Origin of the sequence: Pseudomonas sp. CG7 (genome assembly GCF_023701885.1) — a bacterium.
In the GTDB taxonomy this organism is placed as follows: domain Bacteria; phylum Pseudomonadota; class Gammaproteobacteria; order Pseudomonadales; family Pseudomonadaceae; genus Aquipseudomonas; species Aquipseudomonas zanjanensis.
In genome coordinates this window covers 70,715-91,917 of the sequence record NZ_JABAEE010000003.1, presented here as the reverse complement: position 1 = coordinate 91,917, position 21,203 = coordinate 70,715, and the positions used below count along the sequence as shown (strand labels likewise).

Annotated in this window: 16 protein-coding genes and 2 pseudogenes; 8 read left to right on the top strand and 10 right to left on the bottom strand. The window is 56.0% G+C overall.

Annotated elements, in window-relative coordinates:
• Positions 1–846 (top strand): oxidoreductase, encoded by an 846-nt coding sequence (locus HGO40_RS02335; protein WP_250961709.1) that lies wholly within the window; start codon positions 1–3, stop codon positions 844–846.
• 65 nt (positions 847–911) lie between these two features.
• On the opposite strand, the gene HGO40_RS02330 is transcribed toward HGO40_RS02335, so the two are convergent.
• From HGO40_RS02330 to HGO40_RS02300, 7 genes are all read right to left on the bottom strand, one after another.
• The gene (locus HGO40_RS02330; RefSeq protein ID WP_250961708.1) at positions 912–1,127 is read right to left on the bottom strand and encodes a hypothetical protein; all 216 of its coding nucleotides are present in this window, start codon (positions 1,125–1,127) and stop codon (positions 912–914) included.
• 78 nt (positions 1,128–1,205) lie between these two features.
• The gene (locus HGO40_RS02325) at positions 1,206–1,979 is read right to left on the bottom strand and encodes a protein kinase family protein (RefSeq protein ID WP_250961707.1); all 774 of its coding nucleotides are present in this window, start codon (positions 1,977–1,979) and stop codon (positions 1,206–1,208) included.
• An 80-nt stretch (positions 1,980–2,059) separates the two neighbouring features.
• Entirely contained in the window at positions 2,060–4,537 is a 2,478-nt protein-coding gene (locus HGO40_RS02320; RefSeq protein ID WP_250961706.1) for an efflux RND transporter permease subunit, read from the bottom strand.
• Between the two features lie 81 nt (positions 4,538–4,618).
• Positions 4,619–5,683, bottom strand: coding sequence for a WD40/YVTN/BNR-like repeat-containing protein (locus HGO40_RS02315; RefSeq protein WP_250961705.1), 1,065 nt, complete (start codon positions 5,681–5,683; stop codon positions 4,619–4,621).
• Between the two features lie 114 nt (positions 5,684–5,797).
• A complete protein-coding gene (locus HGO40_RS02310; protein ID WP_250961704.1) occupies positions 5,798–7,171 on the bottom strand; it encodes a DUF1329 domain-containing protein in 1,374 nt (457 codons plus the stop codon).
• A 33-nt stretch (positions 7,172–7,204) separates the two neighbouring features.
• On the bottom strand, positions 7,205–8,998 hold the full coding sequence (locus tag HGO40_RS02305) for a DUF1302 domain-containing protein (protein WP_250961703.1): 1,794 nt from the start codon (positions 8,996–8,998) through the stop codon (positions 7,205–7,207).
• Between the two features lie 228 nt (positions 8,999–9,226).
• Positions 9,227–10,207, bottom strand: coding sequence for an NADPH:quinone oxidoreductase family protein (locus tag HGO40_RS02300; protein WP_250961702.1), 981 nt, complete (start codon positions 10,205–10,207; stop codon positions 9,227–9,229).
• Positions 10,208–10,614: 407 nt separating this feature from the next.
• Here HGO40_RS02300 and HGO40_RS30730 point away from each other — a divergent pair.
• The 3 genes and pseudogenes from HGO40_RS30730 to HGO40_RS02290 all read left to right on the top strand — a co-directional run.
• Positions 10,615–11,457, top strand: a pseudogene (locus HGO40_RS30730) (HAMP domain-containing protein); the annotation flags it as partial.
• A 153-nt stretch (positions 11,458–11,610) separates the two neighbouring features.
• The gene (locus HGO40_RS30725; protein ID WP_502943181.1) at positions 11,611–12,315 is read left to right on the top strand and encodes a methyl-accepting chemotaxis protein; all 705 of its coding nucleotides are present in this window, start codon (positions 11,611–11,613) and stop codon (positions 12,313–12,315) included.
• Between the two features lie 75 nt (positions 12,316–12,390).
• A complete protein-coding gene (locus tag HGO40_RS02290) occupies positions 12,391–13,161 on the top strand; it encodes a DUF2889 domain-containing protein (protein ID WP_250961700.1) in 771 nt (256 codons plus the stop codon).
• 56 nt (positions 13,162–13,217) lie between these two features.
• On the opposite strand, the gene HGO40_RS02285 is transcribed toward HGO40_RS02290, so the two are convergent.
• Together HGO40_RS02285 and HGO40_RS02280 are read right to left on the bottom strand one after the other, a co-directional pair.
• On the bottom strand, positions 13,218–14,453 hold the full coding sequence (locus tag HGO40_RS02285; protein WP_250961699.1) for a CaiB/BaiF CoA transferase family protein: 1,236 nt from the start codon (positions 14,451–14,453) through the stop codon (positions 13,218–13,220).
• Positions 14,454–14,469: 16 nt separating this feature from the next.
• On the bottom strand, positions 14,470–15,267 hold the full coding sequence (locus HGO40_RS02280) for a crotonase/enoyl-CoA hydratase family protein (protein ID WP_250961698.1): 798 nt from the start codon (positions 15,265–15,267) through the stop codon (positions 14,470–14,472).
• Between HGO40_RS02280 and HGO40_RS02275 the strand changes: the two genes are divergently transcribed.
• From HGO40_RS02275 to HGO40_RS02260, 4 genes and pseudogenes are all read left to right on the top strand, one after another.
• Positions 15,266–17,185 carry an MFS transporter gene (locus HGO40_RS02275; protein WP_250961697.1) on the top strand — a complete coding sequence of 640 codons (1,920 nt, stop codon included), beginning with the start codon at positions 15,266–15,268 and terminating at the stop codon, positions 17,183–17,185. The genes HGO40_RS02280 and HGO40_RS02275 overlap by 2 nt on opposite strands.
• Positions 17,186–17,195: 10 nt before the next feature.
• Positions 17,196–18,845 (top strand): annotated as a pseudogene (locus HGO40_RS02270) (electron transfer flavoprotein-ubiquinone oxidoreductase).
• 87 nt (positions 18,846–18,932) lie between these two features.
• Positions 18,933–19,709, top strand: a complete 777-nt coding sequence (locus HGO40_RS02265; RefSeq protein ID WP_250961814.1) for an enoyl-CoA hydratase — start codon at positions 18,933–18,935, stop codon at positions 19,707–19,709.
• 16 nt (positions 19,710–19,725) lie between these two features.
• Positions 19,726–20,199: a PaaI family thioesterase gene (locus HGO40_RS02260; protein WP_250961696.1), complete on the top strand. Its 474-nt coding sequence runs from the start codon at positions 19,726–19,728 to the stop codon at positions 20,197–20,199.
• A 67-nt stretch (positions 20,200–20,266) separates the two neighbouring features.
• On the opposite strand, the gene HGO40_RS02255 is transcribed toward HGO40_RS02260, so the two are convergent.
• Positions 20,267–21,016: an SDR family oxidoreductase gene (locus HGO40_RS02255; RefSeq protein WP_250961695.1), complete on the bottom strand. Its 750-nt coding sequence runs from the start codon at positions 21,014–21,016 to the stop codon at positions 20,267–20,269.
• Positions 21,017–21,203: the final 187 nt, after the last annotated feature.

Genomic DNA, 21,203 nt, shown 5'->3' with positions numbered 1-21,203 from the left:
ATGACTTCAGATTCCAACAAAAACTGGCTGATCACCGGGGTATCCAGTGGATTCGGCCGGGTACTCGCTCAGGCTGCATTGGCACGGGGCGACTCGGTTGTCGGAACCTTGCGTCGTACTGAGCAAATCGCCGAGTTCGAAGCTCTGGCGCCTGGTCGTGCTCACGGTGTCCGCCTGGACGTGACCGACGCAGCCCGGATCGGCCCGGCTGTAGCCGAGTCACTCGCCGCACTGGGGCATGTCGACATCCTAGTGAACAACGCCGGTTATGGTCTGTTCGGGGCGATTGAAGAAGCCTCGTCGCAAGAGCTTCAGAGGGTGATGGACACCAACTTCACCGGCCCACTGCGTTTGATTCAGGCGCTATTACCCCATATGCGCAGCCGCCAGAAAGGCAACATCATCAATTTCTCCTCCCTGGCCGGCATGATTGGCATGCCGGGAGTCGGCCTCTATTGCTCGGCTAAATTCGCCCTTGAAGGAATGACTGAATCGCTGGCGGCGGAATTGGTGCCTTTCGGCATTGAAGTCACGCTGGTCGAACCGGGTGGTTTCCGGACTAATTTCGCGGGTAGCTCGCTGTCAATCGTGGCCGAACCGATAGCCGCCTACGATCTGACACCCGCCGGAAAAACCAGGCAACATATCAGCGGATATTTCGGACATGAGCCGGGCGATCCGGTCAAAGGCATGCACGCCATTCTTCAGATGCTCGATGCACCCAAGGCCCCTTTACGCCTGGTGCTCGGTGCCGATGCCGTGACTGCCATACGGCACAAACTCTCCAGTGTCGCGGCCGAGATTGACGCTTGGGAAAGCATTTCGACCGCGACTGCATTCACGTGATCCAGCTCGTTTCTCCCGGACGAGTCTGCCGCTGCGTCCAGGTGTGGTGCTAACGAAGTGCAGCTTCAGCGCATCATCTCCAGCGTGCCGTGGGTCAGGGCCGCGTCACCAAACCGTGCAGCGTATGCCGTATTCACTGACTCGGTCTGGAAGCGGGTTTCATTGATGAGAAACACAAACAATCCCCACGCAATTTCCCGACGGTAACAATCCAGTGCCTCTTCAAAGCTCGGTGCGGTCACGCCTTCCTCGGTCAGGGACGCCAGATAGTAACGTAACAACTGCCCTTCCCAGTCCCGCCGATCCGCAATGTCCAATGCGCAAATCAGGTGGTAAGTGACATCGGCGAACCACGGTGCTCAATTGACTTGCATATCGAGGAAGCCTGGATTGCCTAGCGGATCCTCATAGAGATTCCCCAAGTGGGTGTCACCGTGACAGAGCGTCGGCGGATGGGCCTGATGCAACTCGGCGAGTTTGACAAAGGCGCTGCGCATCCAGTCCAGATCGTGCAATCGAGTAGATACTGCCGCGCCACGCGGGGACTCGATATAGCTGCGCCAGACTTCTGGTTGCAGATAGCGGTCGGCATATACCAGGGTGTCGCCAGTCATCCGGGGTTCAATCCAGGCCATAGGGGCACCGGATTGAAGGTCGGCGTGATTCCACCACTGCGCATGGTAACGAGCCATCGCCTGCAGGCGTCTTTTGACTTGATCAAGACGCTGCGGACGCAGGGCATTGCAAAATCGCACACCCGCCAGGTTCAGGTCTTCCATCAGGATGATTGATTGGTGGCTGTCAGGGTTTTCGTCACTTTGCGCAAAGTAACAACGGGGTGTTTTCATGGCGACATGAGGCAGCACTTCGCGATAGGTTCGAGCCTCCTTGGCATACATGAACGCCATCGACGGGCTGTGTTCCTCGAATCCGCCTTTGACGATCAGCCTTCGAGGTAGCGCGGCAGCATTCCCGACTGAGCTATAAGCCAATTCCACGCGAATTTTGGTGGAGGTTCCCGGCATGATATCAACCACACGAACGCTCTGAACCTCGACTCCCGGGCAGATTGGGGTCAAGGCCTCGCTCAACCAGGACGCGCTGATTTCATCGACTTGCAAAGGCAGGTACATGATTCACCCCGGGATTCGGCTCGAAAAAAACACCGGCTCAGGCTGACCCTGAGCCGGTGCGGTGACCGCAGAATTGCAACTCACTGCACCGAAGAAGCGGCCAGCGTTTTGGCAGATTCTGATTCACTGGAAAAAGGTTGCGTTTCTCTTTTTCCCGCTTGGGGTAAATCGTCTGAATCAGCCGGGCCGCGTAGCAAGAAATAGGAAAGTGCAGGTATTAAAATCAACGCGCCGACCATGTTGCCAAGGAACATGAAGGTCAACAGAACGCCCATGTCAGCCTGGAACTTGATCGGTGACCAGACCCAAGTGACCACGCCTGCAGCCAGGGTCAAACCCACCAGCGCGACAACTCGTCCAGTAAATTGCAGTGCATGCCGATAGGCATCGATCAGGCTTTGCCCCGTACGCTGTTGATGAAGCTGCACGCTGACCAGGTAAAGAGCGTAGTCAACCCCGATACCCACCCCCAACGTGATAGCCGGCAACGTTGCGACCTTCATGCCGATCCCCAACGCCACCATCAAGGCCTCACACAACACTGTGCTGATAAACAACGGCACAACCGCGACAACTGTAGCTTTCCAGTTACGGAAAGCGATGAAGCACAACAACGTTACCGCGGCATACAGCGCCAGCAGCATCTTGGTGTTGGCGTCTTCCACGACAATATTCGTGACCGCTTCGATACCGGCACTACCCGCCGCCAGCAAGAACTTGCGATCATCGGTGTCGTGCAGTTTGGCAAACTCCTCCGACGCTTTGACGACCCGCGCCAGTGTGTCCGCTTTGTGATCAGCCAGATAAGTAACAATCGGGGTGATGGAACAGCGGCGATCCGCCAGCTCCGGTTTATCGACCTGAACCTGCTCAATCGCTCCGTTGAGATTACTCGGATTGCGCGGGATGCTCAGCCATTTCGTACTGCCTTCATTCTGTCCGGAGAACACCATGCGCACAGAGTCGGCAGCCGAGAGCGACATCTGCCCCCCGGGGACCTGGCGCAGCATGTTGCTCATCCGATCGGCCTCGACAAGTGAGGCGTACTGCAGACATCCACCCTTAGGCGTTTTCATCATGACAACGAACAGATCGCTGGAAAGCGCATAATTGCGGGTCAGATAACCAACATCCTGGTTGTAACGAGAATCGGCGCGCAGCTCGGGCGCGCCCGCATCCAGATCACCGATCTTCACGTGGGTGCTCACAGCGAAACCACTCGCTGTAATAACTGCGGCCGCAAGCACGGCCTTGGTAGCCCGACCACGTTGAGTGAAACTGGCGAATAACTCCCAGAATGCACTGCTCCCCTCCCCCAGCTCCTGACGAATACTGCGTTGCGCCGCGCTTTTGCTGACACCGACATAGGACAGCGAGACGGGCACCAGCACGAGGATCGTGAAGATCAGAATGCCAACACCGATGGACATGCTGATTGCCATTTCCTTGATCACCGGAATGTCGATGATAATCAGCACAGCGAAACCAACCACATTGGCCAACAACGCGGTCAACCCGGCCCGAAACAAACGACGGAAGGTATAACGAGCGGCAACATACTTGTGGGTACCCCGGCCAATGTCTTGCATGATGCCGTTCATTTTCTGCGCACCATGGGACAACCCGATGGCAAAAATCAGAAATGGCACCAATATCAGATAAGGGTCAAGTACGTAGCCGATGACGCTGAGGATACCCAGCAGCCAGCTCACGCCGAGCGTTGCATAGAAAACCAGGAGTAACGTGCTGCGAATACAGCGCGTGTACAGGAACACGAACAAGGCAGCGACAGCGGCTGCGATGCCAAAGAACTCGCCGACTTGCCATAAACCGTCGATCAAATCCCCGACCAACTTGGCGAACCCGATGATATGAATCTTGATCGTGTCGGTTTCCAGGGTTCGAATCTGGCTCTCCAGTTGATGGGAAAACTCACGATAGTCCAGCGCAAGGTTGGTTTCCTGATTTTTATCCATCAGCGGCACAACGATCAGGCTCGACTTGAAATCCGAGGCTACAAAGTTGCCGACAATACCGGCCTGCAGGATGTTATCGCGCAGCGCCCCCATCGCTTGGGCTGACCAGTCGAACGGATCTGGCATCACCGGACCGCCGCGGTAGCCCTCTTCCGTGACTTCGGTCCAGCGCAGGCTGGAAGTCCAGAGGCTGCGCAACGAAGAGCGATCGACGCCTGGCATCAAGTACAGGGTGTCGTTGGCTTTTTGCAGGACTTCAAGAAAGTTCTTATCGAAAATGGAACCGTCGGTGTTTTCCACCACGACACGAACAGAGTTGCCCATGCCCCGGAGTGCGTCCTTATTCTGAAAGTAGTTCTGAATATAGGGATGGGACTGCGGAATCATCTTCTCGAAACTGGCATTGACCGGCAGCTTTGCCGCTTGCCAGACCCAGAAAACCGTTGCCAGCAGACAGATAAACAATATTGGCAATCGATGGTTGAAGATAAACCGCTCGAGCCAGATACCACTGTTTCGATCAAAATCCTTGGGATCCCGGATGACATGCATGTCACCCTGCTCGCCGGCAGGAATAGCCATATTTATCTTCTCGATTATTATTGTTCAGTAAAACCTGAAAGTGACTGGCGCCACCCAACCGAGTTTATCGACGCCAGTCATTCACTGGAGGCCTATGACCTGGACACCGGACAACCCGACAACGACGATCCGGTTCGGGGCAGCCACCGTCAATCCGGCGAACAGCGCAGGGCGAACATCCGGAATCGGTTTGAAACTGTTGCCCTGGTCGCGGCTCTCGATGACCGCGCCGGCTACACTGGCCAGCAAAATACGCCCTTTTTCATCTATCACACCGGCGACCAGGCCTGTCGTATTGGCGGTGTCGAGTCGCGACCATGTCTGCCCCTCATCGACAGACTTGTAAGCATTGCCCCGCAGCCCGAAGGCGAGCAGATAATCCTGATTGCCCAAAAGGCCGAAAAAGCTGCCGGTGTAGCCCGAGGACAATTTGACGAAACGTTGCTGTGCTCTATCGAGCTTGAACACTGCTCCCTGCTCACTGGAAATGTAGATTTGCCCTGCAATGCCGGCAATCGCGTTGTAGTGAAACATCTCGGGATTATCGACCTTCTCGATCCATGACTCCCAAGTCTTCCCGCCATCGCGCGTCTGAACGATGGTTCCAAAGGCCCCCACCGCAAAGCCGTTTTGCTCGTCTTCAAACCACACCCCCAAAAAAGGCTGCTCAGGTCCGTTGGCGAAATTCAATTTGATCAGATCGAGATACTGTTGGGCTTTTTCATCACCCTTGGCTGCCAGCTCCCCGAAGTGTGTGGTCAACAACTTTTCCAGGTTGCGGCCGTCCAGCTGTTTTACCCAGGTAGCACCTGCATCAGCACTGTGCAAAACAACGCCGTCGTGCCCGACCGCCCAGCCTTGGGTATCACCGGTAAACTGCACCGCGACCAGATCCGAACTCACCGGCACGTTGGCTTGTTGCCAGGTGTTGCCCTGATCGTCAGACAACAGGATCATGCCTCGCGCGCCCACCGCGACAATTCGTTGGCCGGCCATGCCAACGGCGGTCAGTTGTGAACTGCTCGCCAAGCGATTGACTTGCGATGGCGCATCCAACGGATCCTGGTAGGGTTGTGCGGACAACGTCGTAAAGGTCAGCAGGCCCAATGACAACAAACCAACGCATAGATAGCGGTGATTTTTCAAGAGCACCTCCAAATGAGTCAGAGGAGGTATCGCCCCCTCCGCTTTTCATTATTGTTATTACGAAGTGCATAGCCAAATGACAACGCACTTCGGTTGCTCTCTCGATTCAAGTACTCAGCGAATTCCTGCCCCCGCCATGGCCGCAGGCGACAGTAAGTTAGGCGAAAAAGGCTCAGCAACGCGCCAACCCGTGCGCGTGTCAAAAGGCAGGGAAGCCAATGCGTAGTTACTTTTGGAGTGGTCGTAGATCAACACCCCTTCGCTGCGCATCATCGGTGTGCTGTCGTAGCCGACGAACAGCATGAAGTTCTGTGACCGGTGTAATTTGCCAGCCGCGTCATAGGAGTTGTAGGCAGCCATGTTCCAGGAGTCTTCATCCAGGAAGAAAACTTTTTTAGGGTTCGCGTGGCGCTGCCCTGCCTTCAAATTGGCCTCCACGACCCAAACGCGATGCAGTTCCCAACGCACCTTGTCCGGGTTGGCAAAGCCTTTGTTGACCAGATCATCCACTTTGGCGGAGGCCGTACGGTAGGTGTTATAAGGAATGAACATTTCCTTTTTGCCCAACAGCTTGAAGTCGAAGCGATCCTGTTTACCGTCAAAACCGGTGATTTCATCGAAGGTGATCAATCCACCGTACTGTGCGGAAACCGTGTCGTACTTGAACTCCGGAGCCAGGCGCACACGGCGCTGACCTGGCGAGTACGACCAGGCGCTGTCGGTTTTCTCATCCATGCGCAGGGGTGAATATCGCATGTCTTTGGAACCTGACTTCGCCGCGGGTGCATTGTTGGTGTTGATCAGGCGATTAACATATTCGGAACTGGACCTGGAGGGATCCCAATACCCGTGTTCGTAGTTCACCGTCGAATCGGTCACCAGGGTTCTTTCGCCGGAGCTATCGATCAAAAACGTTGCAAAATTGCCGACCTCATAAGGGCGAAAGAAACGTGTGCTGAAGTTCCACATCGCTTCGTTGCCATTCTTTGGAATGGGAAACGCCACTTGCGCCTGAGCGTCGGCCAGCCCCGTGCCGTCACCTTCCAGCTTAGGCTTGGAAATATTATTGATCGTGTTGTCATGCGCGAACTTGGGCAACGGCGGCGCACTGCGATGAGTTGGATAAACATCAATCCGGTAATCAGGGTATCGCTGCAGCAACGACTTGTTGCCATCATCGAGTTTATCGGCGTACTGAGCCATGTTCTTGCTTGTAATGGAGAACAGCGGTTTCTCATCGGCGTAGGGGTCTACGTAAGGAAAACCACCCTTCGGGTCCCTCGGCGAGTAACCTGCCGGGGGTTTTGTCAGCGCCTTTGCCGGATCATACGCAGGAATACTGCCATCGCTATTACCTGCAACTGTCGCACCGAACTCGGTGAGCGTTGTGCCAATCTGTTTGATCTCATCGGCGCTCGGAGCCGCAAAAGCCAAGCTTGCTACCGCGTAGGACACAGCAATGGAAAGAAGGTATTTTTTATAATTCATATCTATCCCGTCCGTTTCGCATTTTTGAAAAACTCAGAAAGAAGTTTTCAAGCTCAATGACAACCAGCCGTGGTCGTTCTGCCACCAGGTTCCAGACCCAGTGACCCCTTCACCGCCGGAGGCAGGATGAGTCGTGTGATTCGGTGACCAACTGTCGTTCCATGCCAGCTTGACCGTATGCGTCTGGTAAATGTCAGCCTGTACGCCTACGGAGTAGCTGACTTGTCCCTCCGCGCCAACTAACCCGCCAGTCGCCGCATTGCCCTGTACGCCATACGACACAAACACCGGTGAGCTCATGTCGACACCTGGAAACACTTGTAACCAGCGAGGCGTGAAGTTGGTCGAAAAGACCGTCGAGTTACGAGTCGCACACCCGTAGGTTTTGCCGCCCGACCCAGGCGCTCCGCTGCGATCAGCGCAAAGGGGTGAGTTCGAGCCATCAAGTGGGAAGTTACTGCCTCCGAGTGGGGTGAATACCCCGCCTGCAGTGACACCAAAATCGGGGTTATATGTGACCTTGTCGAGGTGCTGAAACGCCAGCTCGGCCGCGACTTCACCGGCATCCCAGAAGGAGGTTTCAGGCAGAAGTTTGACCGCGTTCAGCACCAGGCCATAGACGTTGCCCCGTGGAGCATTCTGCGAATCGAAACCGGCGATGACACCCGGTGCGACTTCGGCAAGCCTGCCGGTAATCGTCGTGTAAAGCTGAGCATTACGACGATACGTAGCTTCCAGGCCAAAGTTGACGGACGCGATGTTCTTCTCCATCGCGAAGCCGATCAGTTGGTTCTTTTTCGGGTTATAGACTCGATCAAGCAAGCCATTCTCGGCAACGGCAAAAGGGTTCGGCGTTTTCTCATAGAACTCGCGGTACACCACGCTCATGTTGCCGCCATCCATGAAGTCGGGTTGCCATTTCGCCATGACACCCCAGTCGTGATCGCCACTGCCCGGTTTGTTCTTGGTCTCGCCAATGGCAGGGCCGTCGGCACCGTAAAATGCGGGTGCCGCGTACTCGAAGAAAGTACCGCCCTCAGGGTACCGATCTCGCCGCCACTCCAATGAGTATTGCCATGCCAGCGAGAATTCTGGGTTGAGCTGCATCGAACCCGTGAATTGATTCTGCGGCAGGAACAATTCCTTGGCCTCCAGTCCTGGACTGAACGCGGCCTTCTGCAGGTCGAGGGCTGCCTGGCTGTAAGCGATCGACGCTTGCTTGGACTGCGGAAACAACGAGTTGCCCCAGTAGATGTTGTGCCGTCCAAACTTCAACGACGTGGTAGTCTGGCCCAAGTCCCATGTGCCAAACACGAACCCATCGAGAATCTCCCCATAGGGGCCGGTCGTGTAGTTACGCGTGTAATCGGAATACTTGCCGTTCTTGAAAAACTGTTTAGACAGAAATTCGTTCGAAGTGGAATCGTCAACACCACCGCCGTAAGTAGGGTCATACCAGGCCGCGGCACTGACCCTGAAGCCATACCGGTCGTGAACGACAAAATCAAACTCAGAAAGCACGTCCAGGCGATTCAGAATGACGTCACCGCTCTTGAAGCGGTTATTACCCAGTGCCACAGCGTTATTGTTTGGGTCCGCCGTACCCGATGGACCCAACTTCAAACGTGAATCGGTCCCTTCCCCGCGGATACCAATGTTGTACCTTACGGTGGTGTCGAGACGACTTTGGATATCGGGGTTACCGAAGTCCAGGCCTACGGCGCTGGCGTCGCTGATGCCCCCTGCAACGGCGATTGCCAGCAGTGATATCTGCAAGACATGCGATCGATGCGGGCCAGGGTCAAGTTGGGTAGAGCGAAGATTCATTATTGTTTTTCTCCTTCTCGGATGCCGCCCCCATCAGGGCCTGTAGGAGGCTATCAACCCATAGCGACTCCCTGTTTGCGGTTTTATGCCCTCTACTTTTCGAGCTTGTAGAGGCAAGCAATTCATATCATTCTTAATGAACGCCGTTCCGATAATTGTACAGGTCACCTTCCTTGTCAATACGAACTCCAGGTGACCGGAGGCATTTCCGGCAGCGAATGGAAAGGTTCAGCGATTCATCACCAACACGGCCTTGCCCACAATTTCACGCCGCAACAGTGCATCAAGCGCGACGTCCGCATCTTCAAGGGCGTAAGAAATCGGAACCTTGGGAATCAGCGCCCCTTGAGCTTGCCAACCGAGCAATTCATCAAGGTTGGCCGTACTGTGAGCGGCTGATCGCGCGCTGAAGATGTCGTAAGAAACACCGAGAATCGACGCGCCTTTGCTGAGCAGCAGATTCAGAGGGACATTGGGAATGTTATCTGTTGCAAGACCGACCACCAGATAACGACCGCCACAGACCAGACTGCGCATTACCGACTCGCTGTAAGCCCCACCCACGGGGTCGAATACCACGTCAACGCCCGCCCCGTCAGTCAAGCTGAGAAGCTTCAGTCTGAGTTGAACACTTTGGTAATTGATCAGCTCGTCGGCGCCCTGCTGACGGCAAAGTTCCAGGCGCTCATCGCTTGACGCGCACGCAATGACTCGTGCCCCCATTGCCTTGGCGATCCCTACGCCGGCCAAACCCAAACCGCCTGCGGCACCCAGCACAACCACCGTCTCTCCGGCCAGCAGACCGGCACGATCTTTCAATGCGTGGTAAGCCGTAGCATGGGCCAACGCAAAAGAAGCGGCTATTTCAAAACTCATTCCAGATGGAATAGGCAGTGCCCGAGACGCCTCGATACAGACCTCTTCGGCATAACCACCCACGCCTACGTAAGCGAAAACGCGTTCTCCCACAGACCTTCCAGACACCCCGGCCCCGATTCGCACAATGACACCCGCGACTTCGCAGCCAGGGGAGAACGGAAGCGTCGGCACCACATGGCTCTTGCCCTGCACCATCAATGCATCAGGCAGGCCAATGCCGCTGGCGTGCACCGCAATGACGACCTCTCCATGCCCTGGTTCAGGCGCTTGCGTTTCTTTCACGATCAGTTGATCAGGGGAACCAAAACGAGTGCACAAGACAACTTTCATTTTTCGATTCCCCGGCGAACAGTCAGATAGATACAATAAGAATACACAATATCAGAACGCCGTTCGCATTTTAGAACGCGGATTTTTTGCCCACGTACATCGTCCTCTGCCTCCGCGTTAACCCAGCGAAACATGCTGCCTGTCGGAGCAGAAGCCATTCCTCCAATGGCCCTGCCGATTTTCAGGTACTTGGGAGCAAGCTGCCTACGGATCAAAATCTGCTGATTTAATTTTCGACTCGCTAGACACTTATGCGAACGTCGTTCAATAATCGGAGGACAATTCTAACAATATTCTGAGGAAAAATTGATGAGCAAGGTCGATTTCAGCGGTCGTGTCGCCATCATTACAGGCTCTGGAGGCGGTCTCGGGCGCACCTATGCTCTGAGGCTTGAGTTCATGAGCTCATGAGCAACTTTTCGATCAAATCGAAACTGGCTTTCATTGCCTTTTTCGCCACCTTGATGCTGCTGATGGTCGGTCTCAGTGGCTGGAACGGCGTCAGGCAGTTAGGTGTGCAGTTGACCTTGATCACAAACGAGCGCGCACCAGCCGTCAGCAATCTTTTGACTTTGCGTCTTGGCCAGCTCGGCACCATCAATTCGACTCGTGAATTGATCGGTTGGAACCTCGATCAGTTTGAATCTGTTGAGGACAAGGGCCCCATCATCGAAGAAGCCCACGATTTCTATACCTCCGTGGCGCAGGATAAGCAGGCCTCGGAAGCCAAGGCACAACAGGCCTATGATGCCTATGCACAACTGCCGAAAAAACCTGAGGAAATGGACGCCTGGAAAGTTGTCCAAAGCGAATGGGCAAACTTTATAGACACCAACAATTCGATCCACCGCCTGCTGGCACAACTTCGCCAGGATCAGGAATGGAACCAATTACGCCAGAACATGAGTGAAGTCACCGGACTGGATCAGGTCTCCCAAGGCTCGATCAACAACCTGGCCGTCGCCTTGGACCAACTGATCGAATTTAACAAAAGATATGCCAAAGAGGCCATGTCCGAAGGTGTAGCCGCTCGGCAACAAGCGTCCGAGCAAATGCTGTTCATTTTCATCATCGCGCTGACCGGACTGGTGCTGATGACGTTCCTGTTCGCTCGCAGCATCGCCGGGGCATTGGACAGCCTGCGGCGAACCATCGTCGATGTCTCCCGCACGAACGATTTCACCCTGCGTGTACCGGTGGTCGGGCGCGACGAAACCAGCCAGGCCGCGCAAGCCTTCAACCAGCTGTTGGGCAAGCTGCAATTATCCTTGCGTGAGGTGCTGAATAACGCCGAGCAGTTATCCAGTGCTGCTGAGGGTGCCTACCATGCCTCGCACAAAGTTTCGGTTTCGTCCAATAACCAGAGCGAAGCCGCTGCACTGATTGCCGCCGCCGTCGAGCAGATGAGTGTGAGTATCAGCCATGTTGCTGTCAGCACTCGCGACGCACTTCTGCGTGCCCACGAAGCGGGCGAGACCGCGAGCCAGGGCAGCGAGATCATTACTCGCAGCAACACTGAAATGGACCTGATCGCATCGACCGTCGATGATACCGGGTTGACCATAGACGACCTGGGCCAGCAATCGGACAAAATCTCCATGATCATGCAGGTGATCAAGGATGTCGCCGAACAGACCAATTTGCTGGCGCTGAATGCCGCAATCGAAGCGGCACGTGCCGGTGAACAGGGACGGGGGTTCGCGGTCGTCGCCGATGAGGTCCGGCAACTGGCCGCGCGGACTTCCAGGTCATCCGAGGAAATCACCCTGATGGTGGTGACCATGCAAAACTCAGCCCGCGAAGCAATGACCGGCATGCACAGCGTGACCGGCCGTGTGAACGCCGGCAAAGGCCTGTCGACTCAGGCCGCAGTGCGCATGGACACTATCCGGGCCAGCGCCAATCAGGTGTCCAAGGCAATCAACCTGATCGCGACCGCCATCGAGCAACAGGATATCGCCACCCGCGACATTGCACAGCGCGTCGAAATGGTCGCGCAAATGAGCGAGGAAAACAGCACCGCTGCCAGCCAGACCTCAGACATCTCCAGTCAGCTCAACGCGCTGGCCCGGTCACTGCAAGCAACAGCCGGGCAGTTTCGCGTTTGACTCGTTACGCATTCGGCTACCCCTGGAAATGAACGCCTATCAAGCAAATGCCAGCGCGCTGGCGGAGGTGATTGATTGATCAACCATGAATTTGATGCGCCGCTTAATTCTGCTTACGGACAAGGCGCTTTCCGGCGCCGAATACTGCTGCGTCGCGAAGCTCAGTCCGTCACTGCCGAACTGGAGGACGACTATCATGCATTCCGCTTGAGGCTGGAGCATGACGGAAACCGAATCACCGGAATCCATGCGCAAAGCCTGCGAATTCCTACGGTTGCCTGCCTCGAGGCTCCGGCGTTGCTGGCCGGGCTGGTCGGCCAGCCACTGACCGGAAATCGACTGGCATTTCGCGGCGGGTCCTCGCCTCGGCTGCACTGTACTCACCTGCATGATTTACTCTGGCTGGCCATGGCTCAGGCCTTTCGCGAAAGTACCTGTCGCCTGTATGACATCCAGGTACCGGATCTGGTTAACGGTCGCAGCCGCGCGTGCGTTCAATTAGACGGCACGGAACTACTGACCTGGGAAACTGACATGGACAGATTGCTGAAGCCTGCTGAACACGCCGACAAACCGTTGCGCAGCGGGTTCTCACGCTGGGCAGCCGAGCACTATCGGGGCGATCAGCTTGAAGCGGCCTACATCCTGCAGATTGCGATCATGGTCGCTCATGCACGACGGTTCGACGTTGATGCCATGCGCGCCACTCGCAACCAACCAGGTGACGAACTGCTGGGAGCCTGCCATGCGTTCCAGCCAAACGTGATCAAGCGCGCACACCCCATGATGAATACTGTTCGGGACTTCAGTGAGCGACCGGATGATTTGCTGCGCTTTCTTGACTGAGGGTGTAGGAACGTCCCGCCCCGACGGCAAAAAGTCACCGTCGAGACAGTCCGCGATCAAACGATACCTTTAAGTCGAAGATCTTCAACCGCGGCATCTTGCATACCCAGCAGCTCCCTGAGAATTTCGTCAGTGTGCTCGCCCTGGATCGGCGGTGCTGTGTACTCAGTGATTGGCGTGCCGGAAAATTTCACTGGATTGGCCACCAGTTTGACCTTGCCGTTGGCCGACAACGAATGATCAGCCTCCACGCACATGTTGCGCGATTGTACATGCGGATCGGCAAACACCTGATCGAGCGTGTTGATCGGTCCCGCAGGAACACCGGCCTTGTCCAGTGCAGTCAGAAGATCCTGCAATTTCCACTGAGCAATCAGTGGCTCGAAAACCTCACCCAGTGCGCGCCGATTGACCACGCGCAATGCGATCTCGGCGAAACGCTCATCGCGGGTCAATTGCGGATGACCGAGCGCTTCGCAGAATCGCGCATATTGTTCGTTATTGCCCGCAACAATCATGATGTCACCGTCGGCGCAACGAAACATCCGCGACGGCATACCGCCATTGCCTTCCGTGCCGCGGCGCACAGGCACGTCCCCCGAAATCAGATACTGACTGGCATAATGCGACGTCGACGCGATCAGCGAATCGAGCAGCGACACATCAATGTGCTGGCCCGGCTCACCTTGCATGTCGCGAGCATATAACGCAGCCTGGATCGCATAGGCGGCATATTGCCCGGCAAGAATGTCAGCCAGACTCGGCCCGGTTTTCATTGGCCCGCCGCCAACAACGTCATCCGGCAGGCCGGTGATGCTCATCAATCCACCCATAGCCTGGAAAATCGAGTCATAACCGGGCCTCGGGGAATACGGCCCGGTCTGGCCAAATCCGGTCAGCGAGCAGTAAATCAGCTGCGGATTGACGGCTTTGAGACTCTCGTAATCGAGTCCGTAACGCTTGAGATCGCCCACTTTGTAGTTTTCCAGCAACACATCGCATCTGGCGACCAGCGCGCGAATCAACGCCTGCCCCTCAGGCTTGGAAATGTCGCAACTGAGGGATTTCTTGTTGCGATTGGTGCTGATGTAAAACGAGGACTCACGCGTATTGCGACCTTCGCCATCCTTGAGGAACGGTGGGCCGAACTGGCGTGAATCATCCCCCTTGCCAGGGCGTTCGATCTTGATCACCTCGGCGCCCAGATCGGCGAGCATCTGCGCCGCCCAGGGACCGGCCAGAATGCGACTCATATCAAGCACACGAATGCGAGAAAGCGGGCCTTTAGCCATTTTGTTGTTTTCCTTTTTAGCGGCCGATAAAACGCGCGGTCCGCTTTTCCACGAATGACTGAACGCCTTCTTTGGCATCCTCGGTGTTGTACAGAAACTTCTGTGTCGACTGAATTTTGGAGTACGCAGTCAGCCACCCCTGACCGAGAGAAATCCGCGCATTTTCGCGAGTCGCCTGAACGGCCAGCGGTGCCTGTGCGGCAATTTTTTCGGCATATTCAAGGGCTTTGGCAAACTCTTCGCCAGGCGCCACGACGTCCTGCACGAAGTTCATCCGGTAAGCGTCTTGAGCGCTGAACTCGTCGCCGGTGAGCAAGATCTTCATTGCATTGCCCCAGCCAGTACGCTCCACCATACGAATCGTCGCGCCGCAACCGGCCATGATTCCGCGTTTGACCTCCAGTTGAGAAAAACGGCAGTTGTCTGCGGCAACGGCAATGTCGCTGGCCAACATAAGTTCGACGGCAACAGTGAAGCATATGCCCTTGAGCGCAATGACCACAGGCTTCTTTCGCAGCGGTTCGCGCAGGTTGAAAGGGTCCGCTTCACTGGCAGGAAACAGTGGCTTACCCTCCTTGCGCAGAGGCACGATCCTGGGCATATCCAGGCCCGCAGTAAAGTGGTCGCCTTCGGCGTACAACAATCCGCAAAACAGGTCTGGCGACTCCTCCAGACGAGTAAATGCCTTGGCCAACTCTTCGAACATCTTGGGCGTGAAACCGTTGCGTTTTTCCGGGCGGTCGATACCAATCAGCAGAATATGACCTTGCTGCCGAGCCGTGACCTGGCCATCTGGATCGCGTGTATCGGTCATGCACAATTCCTCTTTTCTGACGTTAATCGATCGGCACCGGACCGGAAACAGCCACGACGCCTATCGCTGCAATCGCGTATCGGGAAATACCTGTACGTTTTCAAGCGCATTGACAGTCTTCAGCGCCGTATTCAGAATGCTAAACACTGATCACAATATTGGCAATAGTCCGGACCATTCAGGGCGGTTCTCTGACACCGGGCAGAAATCGGACGGACGCATGGCGCAGCGCGAAGACGTACAGGCCGAGGCAAGGGCGCAATCTCCCCTGCCACCGCTACATTACCCCCTGTTTCGGGCGGTGTGGATCGCCACACTGACGGCGAACATCGGGGTATGGATGCAGAACGTGGCAGCAGCGTGGTTGATGACGTCGATTAGTGACTCGCCGCTGATGGTCGCATTGATACAGACGGCCATCACCTTGCCCGCTTTCCTGTTCGGCCTGCCGGCCGGCGTCATGGCGGATCTGGTCGAAAAACGAAAACTGCTGTTGCTCACCCACGCATGGATGCTGCTGGCGACGGGACTGCTTTGTCTGCTGCTTCACTTCGATGCGATGACGCCCTGGAGCTTACTGCTACTGACGTTCCTGCTCGGTAGTGGGAGCGCGGCAAGCATCCCGGCCTGGCAAGCCTCAACATCTGATGCGGTCCCGAGGGAAGCGTTGCTTGCCGCCATCAACCTCAACGGCGTTGCCTACAACGCTGCGCGCGCGGTGGGCCCGGCGATTGCAGGCCTTGTAATAGCTGCATCAGGAGCCACAGCCGTCTTTGTGATCAACATTTTTCTGTTCCTGATGGTTTTAGGCATCTTCATCTTCATGTATCGGCCTGAAGTCCTGCCGCCGCAGACCTCGGAAAAGCTGTTTGTTGCCATGCGCGGAGGCCTGCGTTACGTGCGCTATGCCAAGTCTCTTCATGGCCACATGATTCGCACCGTTGCCTTCATCAGTTGCGCGGCCGGGCTGTGGGCACTGCTTCCATTGATAGCCAAAAACATGTCTGCCGCAGGAGCGAGCGGCTATGGTCTGCTACTGGGTAGTCTAGGGGCTGGCGCAGTGGGTGGTGGTTTGCTGCTGCAGCGCTGGCGTCACCGTTTGAGTAATCTGCAGCGATTGGTCGTGGTGTCGAACCTGGCCTTTGCAACGGCAATGCTGATTGCCGCCTGGGTACCTTGGCTGGCGGTGGTCTGCCCGGCATTGATTGTCGCGGGTGCCAGTTGGATCAGCTTCAATTCGACTGTCAGTGCGGCCTTCCAGACCAGCTTGCCCGCCTGGGTTCGTGCGCGCGCGCTGGCGGTATTCATGCTCATTTTTCAGGGAGCAATGGCACTGGGAGGTGTCGTCTGGGGCAGCATTGCCAGCCATCTCAACGTTGCACAAACCGTATCTCTTGCGGCTGTATTGATCGTTCTTGGGGTGCTGTTGACCTACAAATTTCCAATGCGCATGGGGCATGACGCTGAGGTCACTCCGTCACAACATTGGGCAGAACCAACCGTTGTTGGCGACCTCCAGCCGGACGATGGCCCGGTTGCAGTTCAAGTGGACTATCAAGTATCCGGCGAACATCGGCTCGCCTTCACTCGAAGCCTTTACGCATTGGGCAAGATCCGGCGCCGTGATGGCGCCAGTTATTGGCTCTTGTATCGCGACGTAGCCAATCCAGATCACTTCAGCGAACGCTTCATCATTGCGTCGTGGGGTGAGCATCAACGTCAACGATCACGCGCAACCTTGGCGGATCTGGAACTTGAGCAAAACTTGCGTCAATACCTGAAACCCGGATCTACCGCGGTGATGTCGCTATACATCGTCGCGCGTTTTCCAGGGGCTCAGGCCGACACACCAGAATCCGGAACGGAGGCCATTGCAGCCGCCGTCAAACACCCCCCAGGAGGAGAGAATCTTGTCTGATCGTGAATACATGGAATTCGACGTGGTCATCGTCGGTGCCGGCCCCGCTGGTCTTTCCGCCGCCTGCCGATTGAAGCAGAAGGCCGCCGAAGCCGGTAAGGAAATCAGCGTCTGCGTGGTCGAAAAAGGCTCCGAAGTCGGTGCTCACATCCTGTCCGGCGCCGTGTTCGAACCACGCGCCCTGAACGAATTGTTCCCTGACTGGAAAGAACTTGGCGCCCCGCTGAATACACCAGTCACCCGCGATGACATCTTCGTTCTCAAGAACGCCGACAGCGCGCAGAAGATTCCCGACCTCTTTGTGCCCAAGACCATGCACAACGAAGGCAACTACATCATCTCCCTGGGCAACCTGTGCCGCTGGCTGGCCCAGCAGGCCGAGAACCTGGGCGTGGAAATCTACCCAGGCTTCGCCGCTCAGGAAGCGCTGTTCGACGAGAACGGCGTGGTTCGCGGGATTATCACTGGCGATCTGGGCGTTGACCGCGAAGGCAATCCGAAAGAAGGCCTGTACACCCCAGGCATGGAACTGCGTGGCAGATACACGCTGTTCGCCGAAGGTTGCCGTGGCCACATCGGCAAGCAACTGATCAAGCGTTTCAACCTCGACAGCGATGCCGACGCCCAGCACTACGGCATCGGCCTGAAAGAAATCTGGGAAATCGACCCGGCCAAGCATCAACCAGGTCTGGTGGTCCACACCGCTGGCTGGCCGCTGGACATCATGGGCACCGAGAACACCGGTGGCTCATTCCTCTATCACCTGGAAAACAACCAGGTGGTCGTCGGCCTGATCGTCGATCTTTCCTACAGCAACACCTACCTGTCGCCATTCGACGAGTTCCAGCGCCTCAAGCATCACCCAGTGCTCAAGCAGTACCTGGAAGGCGGCAAGCGCATCAGCTACGGCGCTCGCGCCATTTGCAAAGGCGGCCTGAACTCGCTGCCGAAAATGGTCTTCAAGGGCGGCGCGCTGATCGGTTGCGACCTCGGCACCCTGAACTTCGCCAAGATCAAAGGCAGCCACACCGCGATGAAGTCCGGCATGCTCGCCGCTGAATCCGTGGCCGAGGCGCTGTTTGCTGAAAAAGACGGCACCGAAGAGCTGACCACTTACGTCGACGCGTTCAAGAAGAGCTGGCTCTACGACGAACTGTTCGCCAGCCGCAACTTCGGCCCGGCGATCCACAAGTTCGGCGCCATCGTCGGCGGCGGTTTCAACTGGCTCGACCAGAACATCTTCGGCGGCAAACTGCCGTTCACCTTGCACGACACCAAGCCGGATTACGCTTGCCTCAAGCTTGCGGCCGACTGTAAGAAGATCGACTACCCGAAACCAGACGGCAAGATCAGCTTCGACAAACTCAGCTCGGTGTTCATCTCCGGTACCAACCATGAAGAAGAGCAGCCGTGCCACCTGAAGTTGACCGACCCAAGCATCCCGATCGCCAAGAACCTGCCGCTCTACGATGAGCCTGCCCAGCGTTATTGCCCGGCCGGCGTGTACGAAGTGGTGACCCAGGAAGACGGCTAGAAGCGCTTCCAGATCAACGCCCAGAACTGCGTTCACTGCAAGACCTGCGACATCAAAGATCCTGCACAGAACGTTACCTGGGTGGTGCCGGAAGGTGCCGGCGGCCCGACTTACCCGAACATGTGAATCATCATTTAGCTGATCTGGTCTTTCGACTATTTCGTTAACGAATGGCCTCTTTTCTGGCTGGAGCGCAACATGACTTACAAAACAATGTCTCTGGAAACCTTGATAGTTGAAGTGCATGGCAAGGTCGGTCTGATCCGTCTGAATCGACCTGATGCCTATAACGCGTTAAACGATCAGTTGATGAATGAACTGACTCAGGCACTCGATGCGTTTGAAATCGACGACGACATCGGCGCCATCGTCATCGCGGGCAGCGACAAAGCCTTTGCTGCTGGCGCCGACATCAAGATGATGCGCGAGTGGGACATGATGGACGTGTTCAAGCGCCAGTTCGTGACCACCAACTGGGAGCGTGCAACGCGATGCCGCAAACCGGTAGTGGCTGCAGTAGCAGGCCTCGCGCTGGGGGGCGGCTGCGAATTGGCGATGATGTGCGACATCATCATCGCCGCCGACAATGCGCGCTTCGCGTTGCCGGAAATTACCCTGGCAACGATCCCCGGGGCGGGAGGTACTCAGCGTTTGACCCGAGCCATTGCCAAATCCAAAGCCATGGAGATGATTCTCAGCGGACGTCCCATGTTCGCCGAAGAGGCTGAACGATGCGGGTTGGTCAGTCGGGTTGTCACCGTAAATGAATTACTGGAAGAAGCCCTGAAAACCGCAAAGAAGATCGCCAGCTTTTCTTTGCCAGTCTCGATGATCGCCAAAGAGTGCGTAATCCGAGCGTTTGAAAGCTCCCTCAGCGAGGGCGTGCTGTCCGAGCGCCGCATGGCTTATGTCACCTTCGGCACCAGCGATCAAAAGGAAGGGAGGGCTGCGTTCACGGAAAAGCGTGCGGCGGTATTTACCGATCGTTGAGCGGGAGGAGCTGAGTATGACCAACGCTACTGTTCCAGTCTCTTCGGCAAGGGCAATCCCTTATTCCGAATACCGCATGGAAGTACCTTTTCTCGACCATCTGAAAGTGCTGGTCGAACCGCGCGAAAGTGGCGGCGGCATCATGATTGTCAAGCTCGAACGGGAACACATGAACGGTCAAATGCAAGCCCATGGCGGGCTCATCATGACCTTGCTGGACATGGCCATGGCCAGCGCCGCGCGCAACCAGGACGCGCAAAACCGCCCCAGCGTGACGGTAGAAATGAAGTGCAATTTCATGCGCCCCGGGGGCGCCATCGACGGCGGACTGCGAGCCAGTGGCCGGTTATGTCACGGCACTCGTTCGCTCGCCTTCTGTGATGGTGAACTGCATGACAAAAATGGCCAGTTGATTGCCACCGCCAGCGGGACATTCAAGTACATAAACAAACCGCTCGACGTCGATGTGAAGCCTTTGCCTAAAGCTTGATCAGCACTTCAACAGAAAACGCCGGGCGAGCCCCTCCGGGCAGAGCTGCACGGAGCAAAACTGTCAATCAAACATGATGAGGGCGCAGCGCGGCTTCTGCGCCGCCGTCACAGAAAATAGTCTGACCCACAATGCAGGTGTTTTCAGGACTTGCCAGGAAAACGATGAGGGCGGCAGCCTCGTTCGGCTGGTCGGAACGTCCAATACGTCTCAGCGTTACCCTATGCGCAGCAGCCGTATCCTCAGAACCAGCAAAGGACATTTGCATGCGCCCCTCCCTTGGGGCTACGGCATTCATAAGAATACCGATGCCTGCCCATTTCAACCTGACCGCTTGCTGCTTGACCCAGTAAGAAAGCGCGAGCTTGGAAGACGCATAGGTAAAATCAGGTGCGCTGGCAGCGGCGGCTTTCGCTTGATCTTCATCCCTGGCCAGACAGGCGTCCACAATTCCCAAGTCATGTGGGTGGATGATCGCTTCGCAAGAAACAAATACAACCCGTGGTGTAGAACTGGCCTGAAGCAAACTGCGCAACCCTTCAACAATGTACGTTGCAGCAAAAAAAATGAGTCCGACCATCGCTTCAGGATCCCCTGTCGAGCTTCCCCCACCGACAATGATCGCATCAATGCGCCCCTCGGCCTTGCGCTTGATTTTTCCAATGGCAATGTCGCGGCCCGCCTGCGTGGATAGATCAGCGACGACATCAGCTTTTGATTTATCCACCGTAATGACATGACATGCACGCGCTCGAAATGCATCAGCAGTTGCTTTGCCGATATCCGCAGCGCCTCCCAAAACAACAATCGTCCGCATAATTCAAATCCCGTTTCGTAGCGCCGACAAGGCTGAATTACCTGTCTATCCGATCCATTCGACCTCAGCAAACTCGATGCAGAAGGCAGCCCCAACCCCTAAGGTTATCTGCCCTGTCGAAAAAGCCATCGCCAATGGTTGTTTTTATGAACATCGTTCATATATAAGCATTCCAGGCAGAATAAAA

Excerpts from the sequence above, each read along its gene's own strand:
- HGO40_RS02320 (WP_250961706.1), bottom strand. The coding sequence starts at position 4,537 with ATGGCTATTCCTGCCGGCGAGCAGGGTGACATGCATGTCATCCGGGAT.
- HGO40_RS02260 (WP_250961696.1), top strand. The coding sequence starts at position 19,726 with ATGACCAACGCTACTGTTCCAGTCTCTTCGGCAAGGGCAATCCCTTAT.
- HGO40_RS02275 (WP_250961697.1), top strand. The coding sequence starts at position 15,266 with ATGCACAATTCCTCTTTTCTGACGTTAATCGATCGGCACCGGACCGGA.
- HGO40_RS02335 (WP_250961709.1), top strand. The coding sequence starts at position 1 with ATGACTTCAGATTCCAACAAAAACTGGCTGATCACCGGGGTATCCAGT.
- HGO40_RS02255 (WP_250961695.1), bottom strand. The coding sequence starts at position 21,016 with ATGCGGACGATTGTTGTTTTGGGAGGCGCTGCGGATATCGGCAAAGCA.
- HGO40_RS02285 (WP_250961699.1), bottom strand. The coding sequence starts at position 14,453 with ATGGCTAAAGGCCCGCTTTCTCGCATTCGTGTGCTTGATATGAGTCGC.
- HGO40_RS02300 (WP_250961702.1), bottom strand. The coding sequence starts at position 10,207 with ATGAAAGTTGTCTTGTGCACTCGTTTTGGTTCCCCTGATCAACTGATC.
- HGO40_RS02310 (WP_250961704.1), bottom strand. The coding sequence starts at position 7,171 with ATGAATTATAAAAAATACCTTCTTTCCATTGCTGTGTCCTACGCGGTA.
- HGO40_RS02305 (WP_250961703.1), bottom strand. The coding sequence starts at position 8,998 with ATGAATCTTCGCTCTACCCAACTTGACCCTGGCCCGCATCGATCGCAT.
- HGO40_RS02325 (WP_250961707.1), bottom strand. The coding sequence starts at position 1,979 with ATGTACCTGCCTTTGCAAGTCGATGAAATCAGCGCGTCCTGGTTGAGC.
- HGO40_RS02280 (WP_250961698.1), bottom strand. The coding sequence starts at position 15,267 with ATGACCGATACACGCGATCCAGATGGCCAGGTCACGGCTCGGCAGCAA.
- HGO40_RS02265 (WP_250961814.1), top strand. The coding sequence starts at position 18,933 with ATGTCTCTGGAAACCTTGATAGTTGAAGTGCATGGCAAGGTCGGTCTG.
- HGO40_RS30725 (WP_502943181.1), top strand. The coding sequence starts at position 11,611 with ATGAGTGTGAGTATCAGCCATGTTGCTGTCAGCACTCGCGACGCACTT.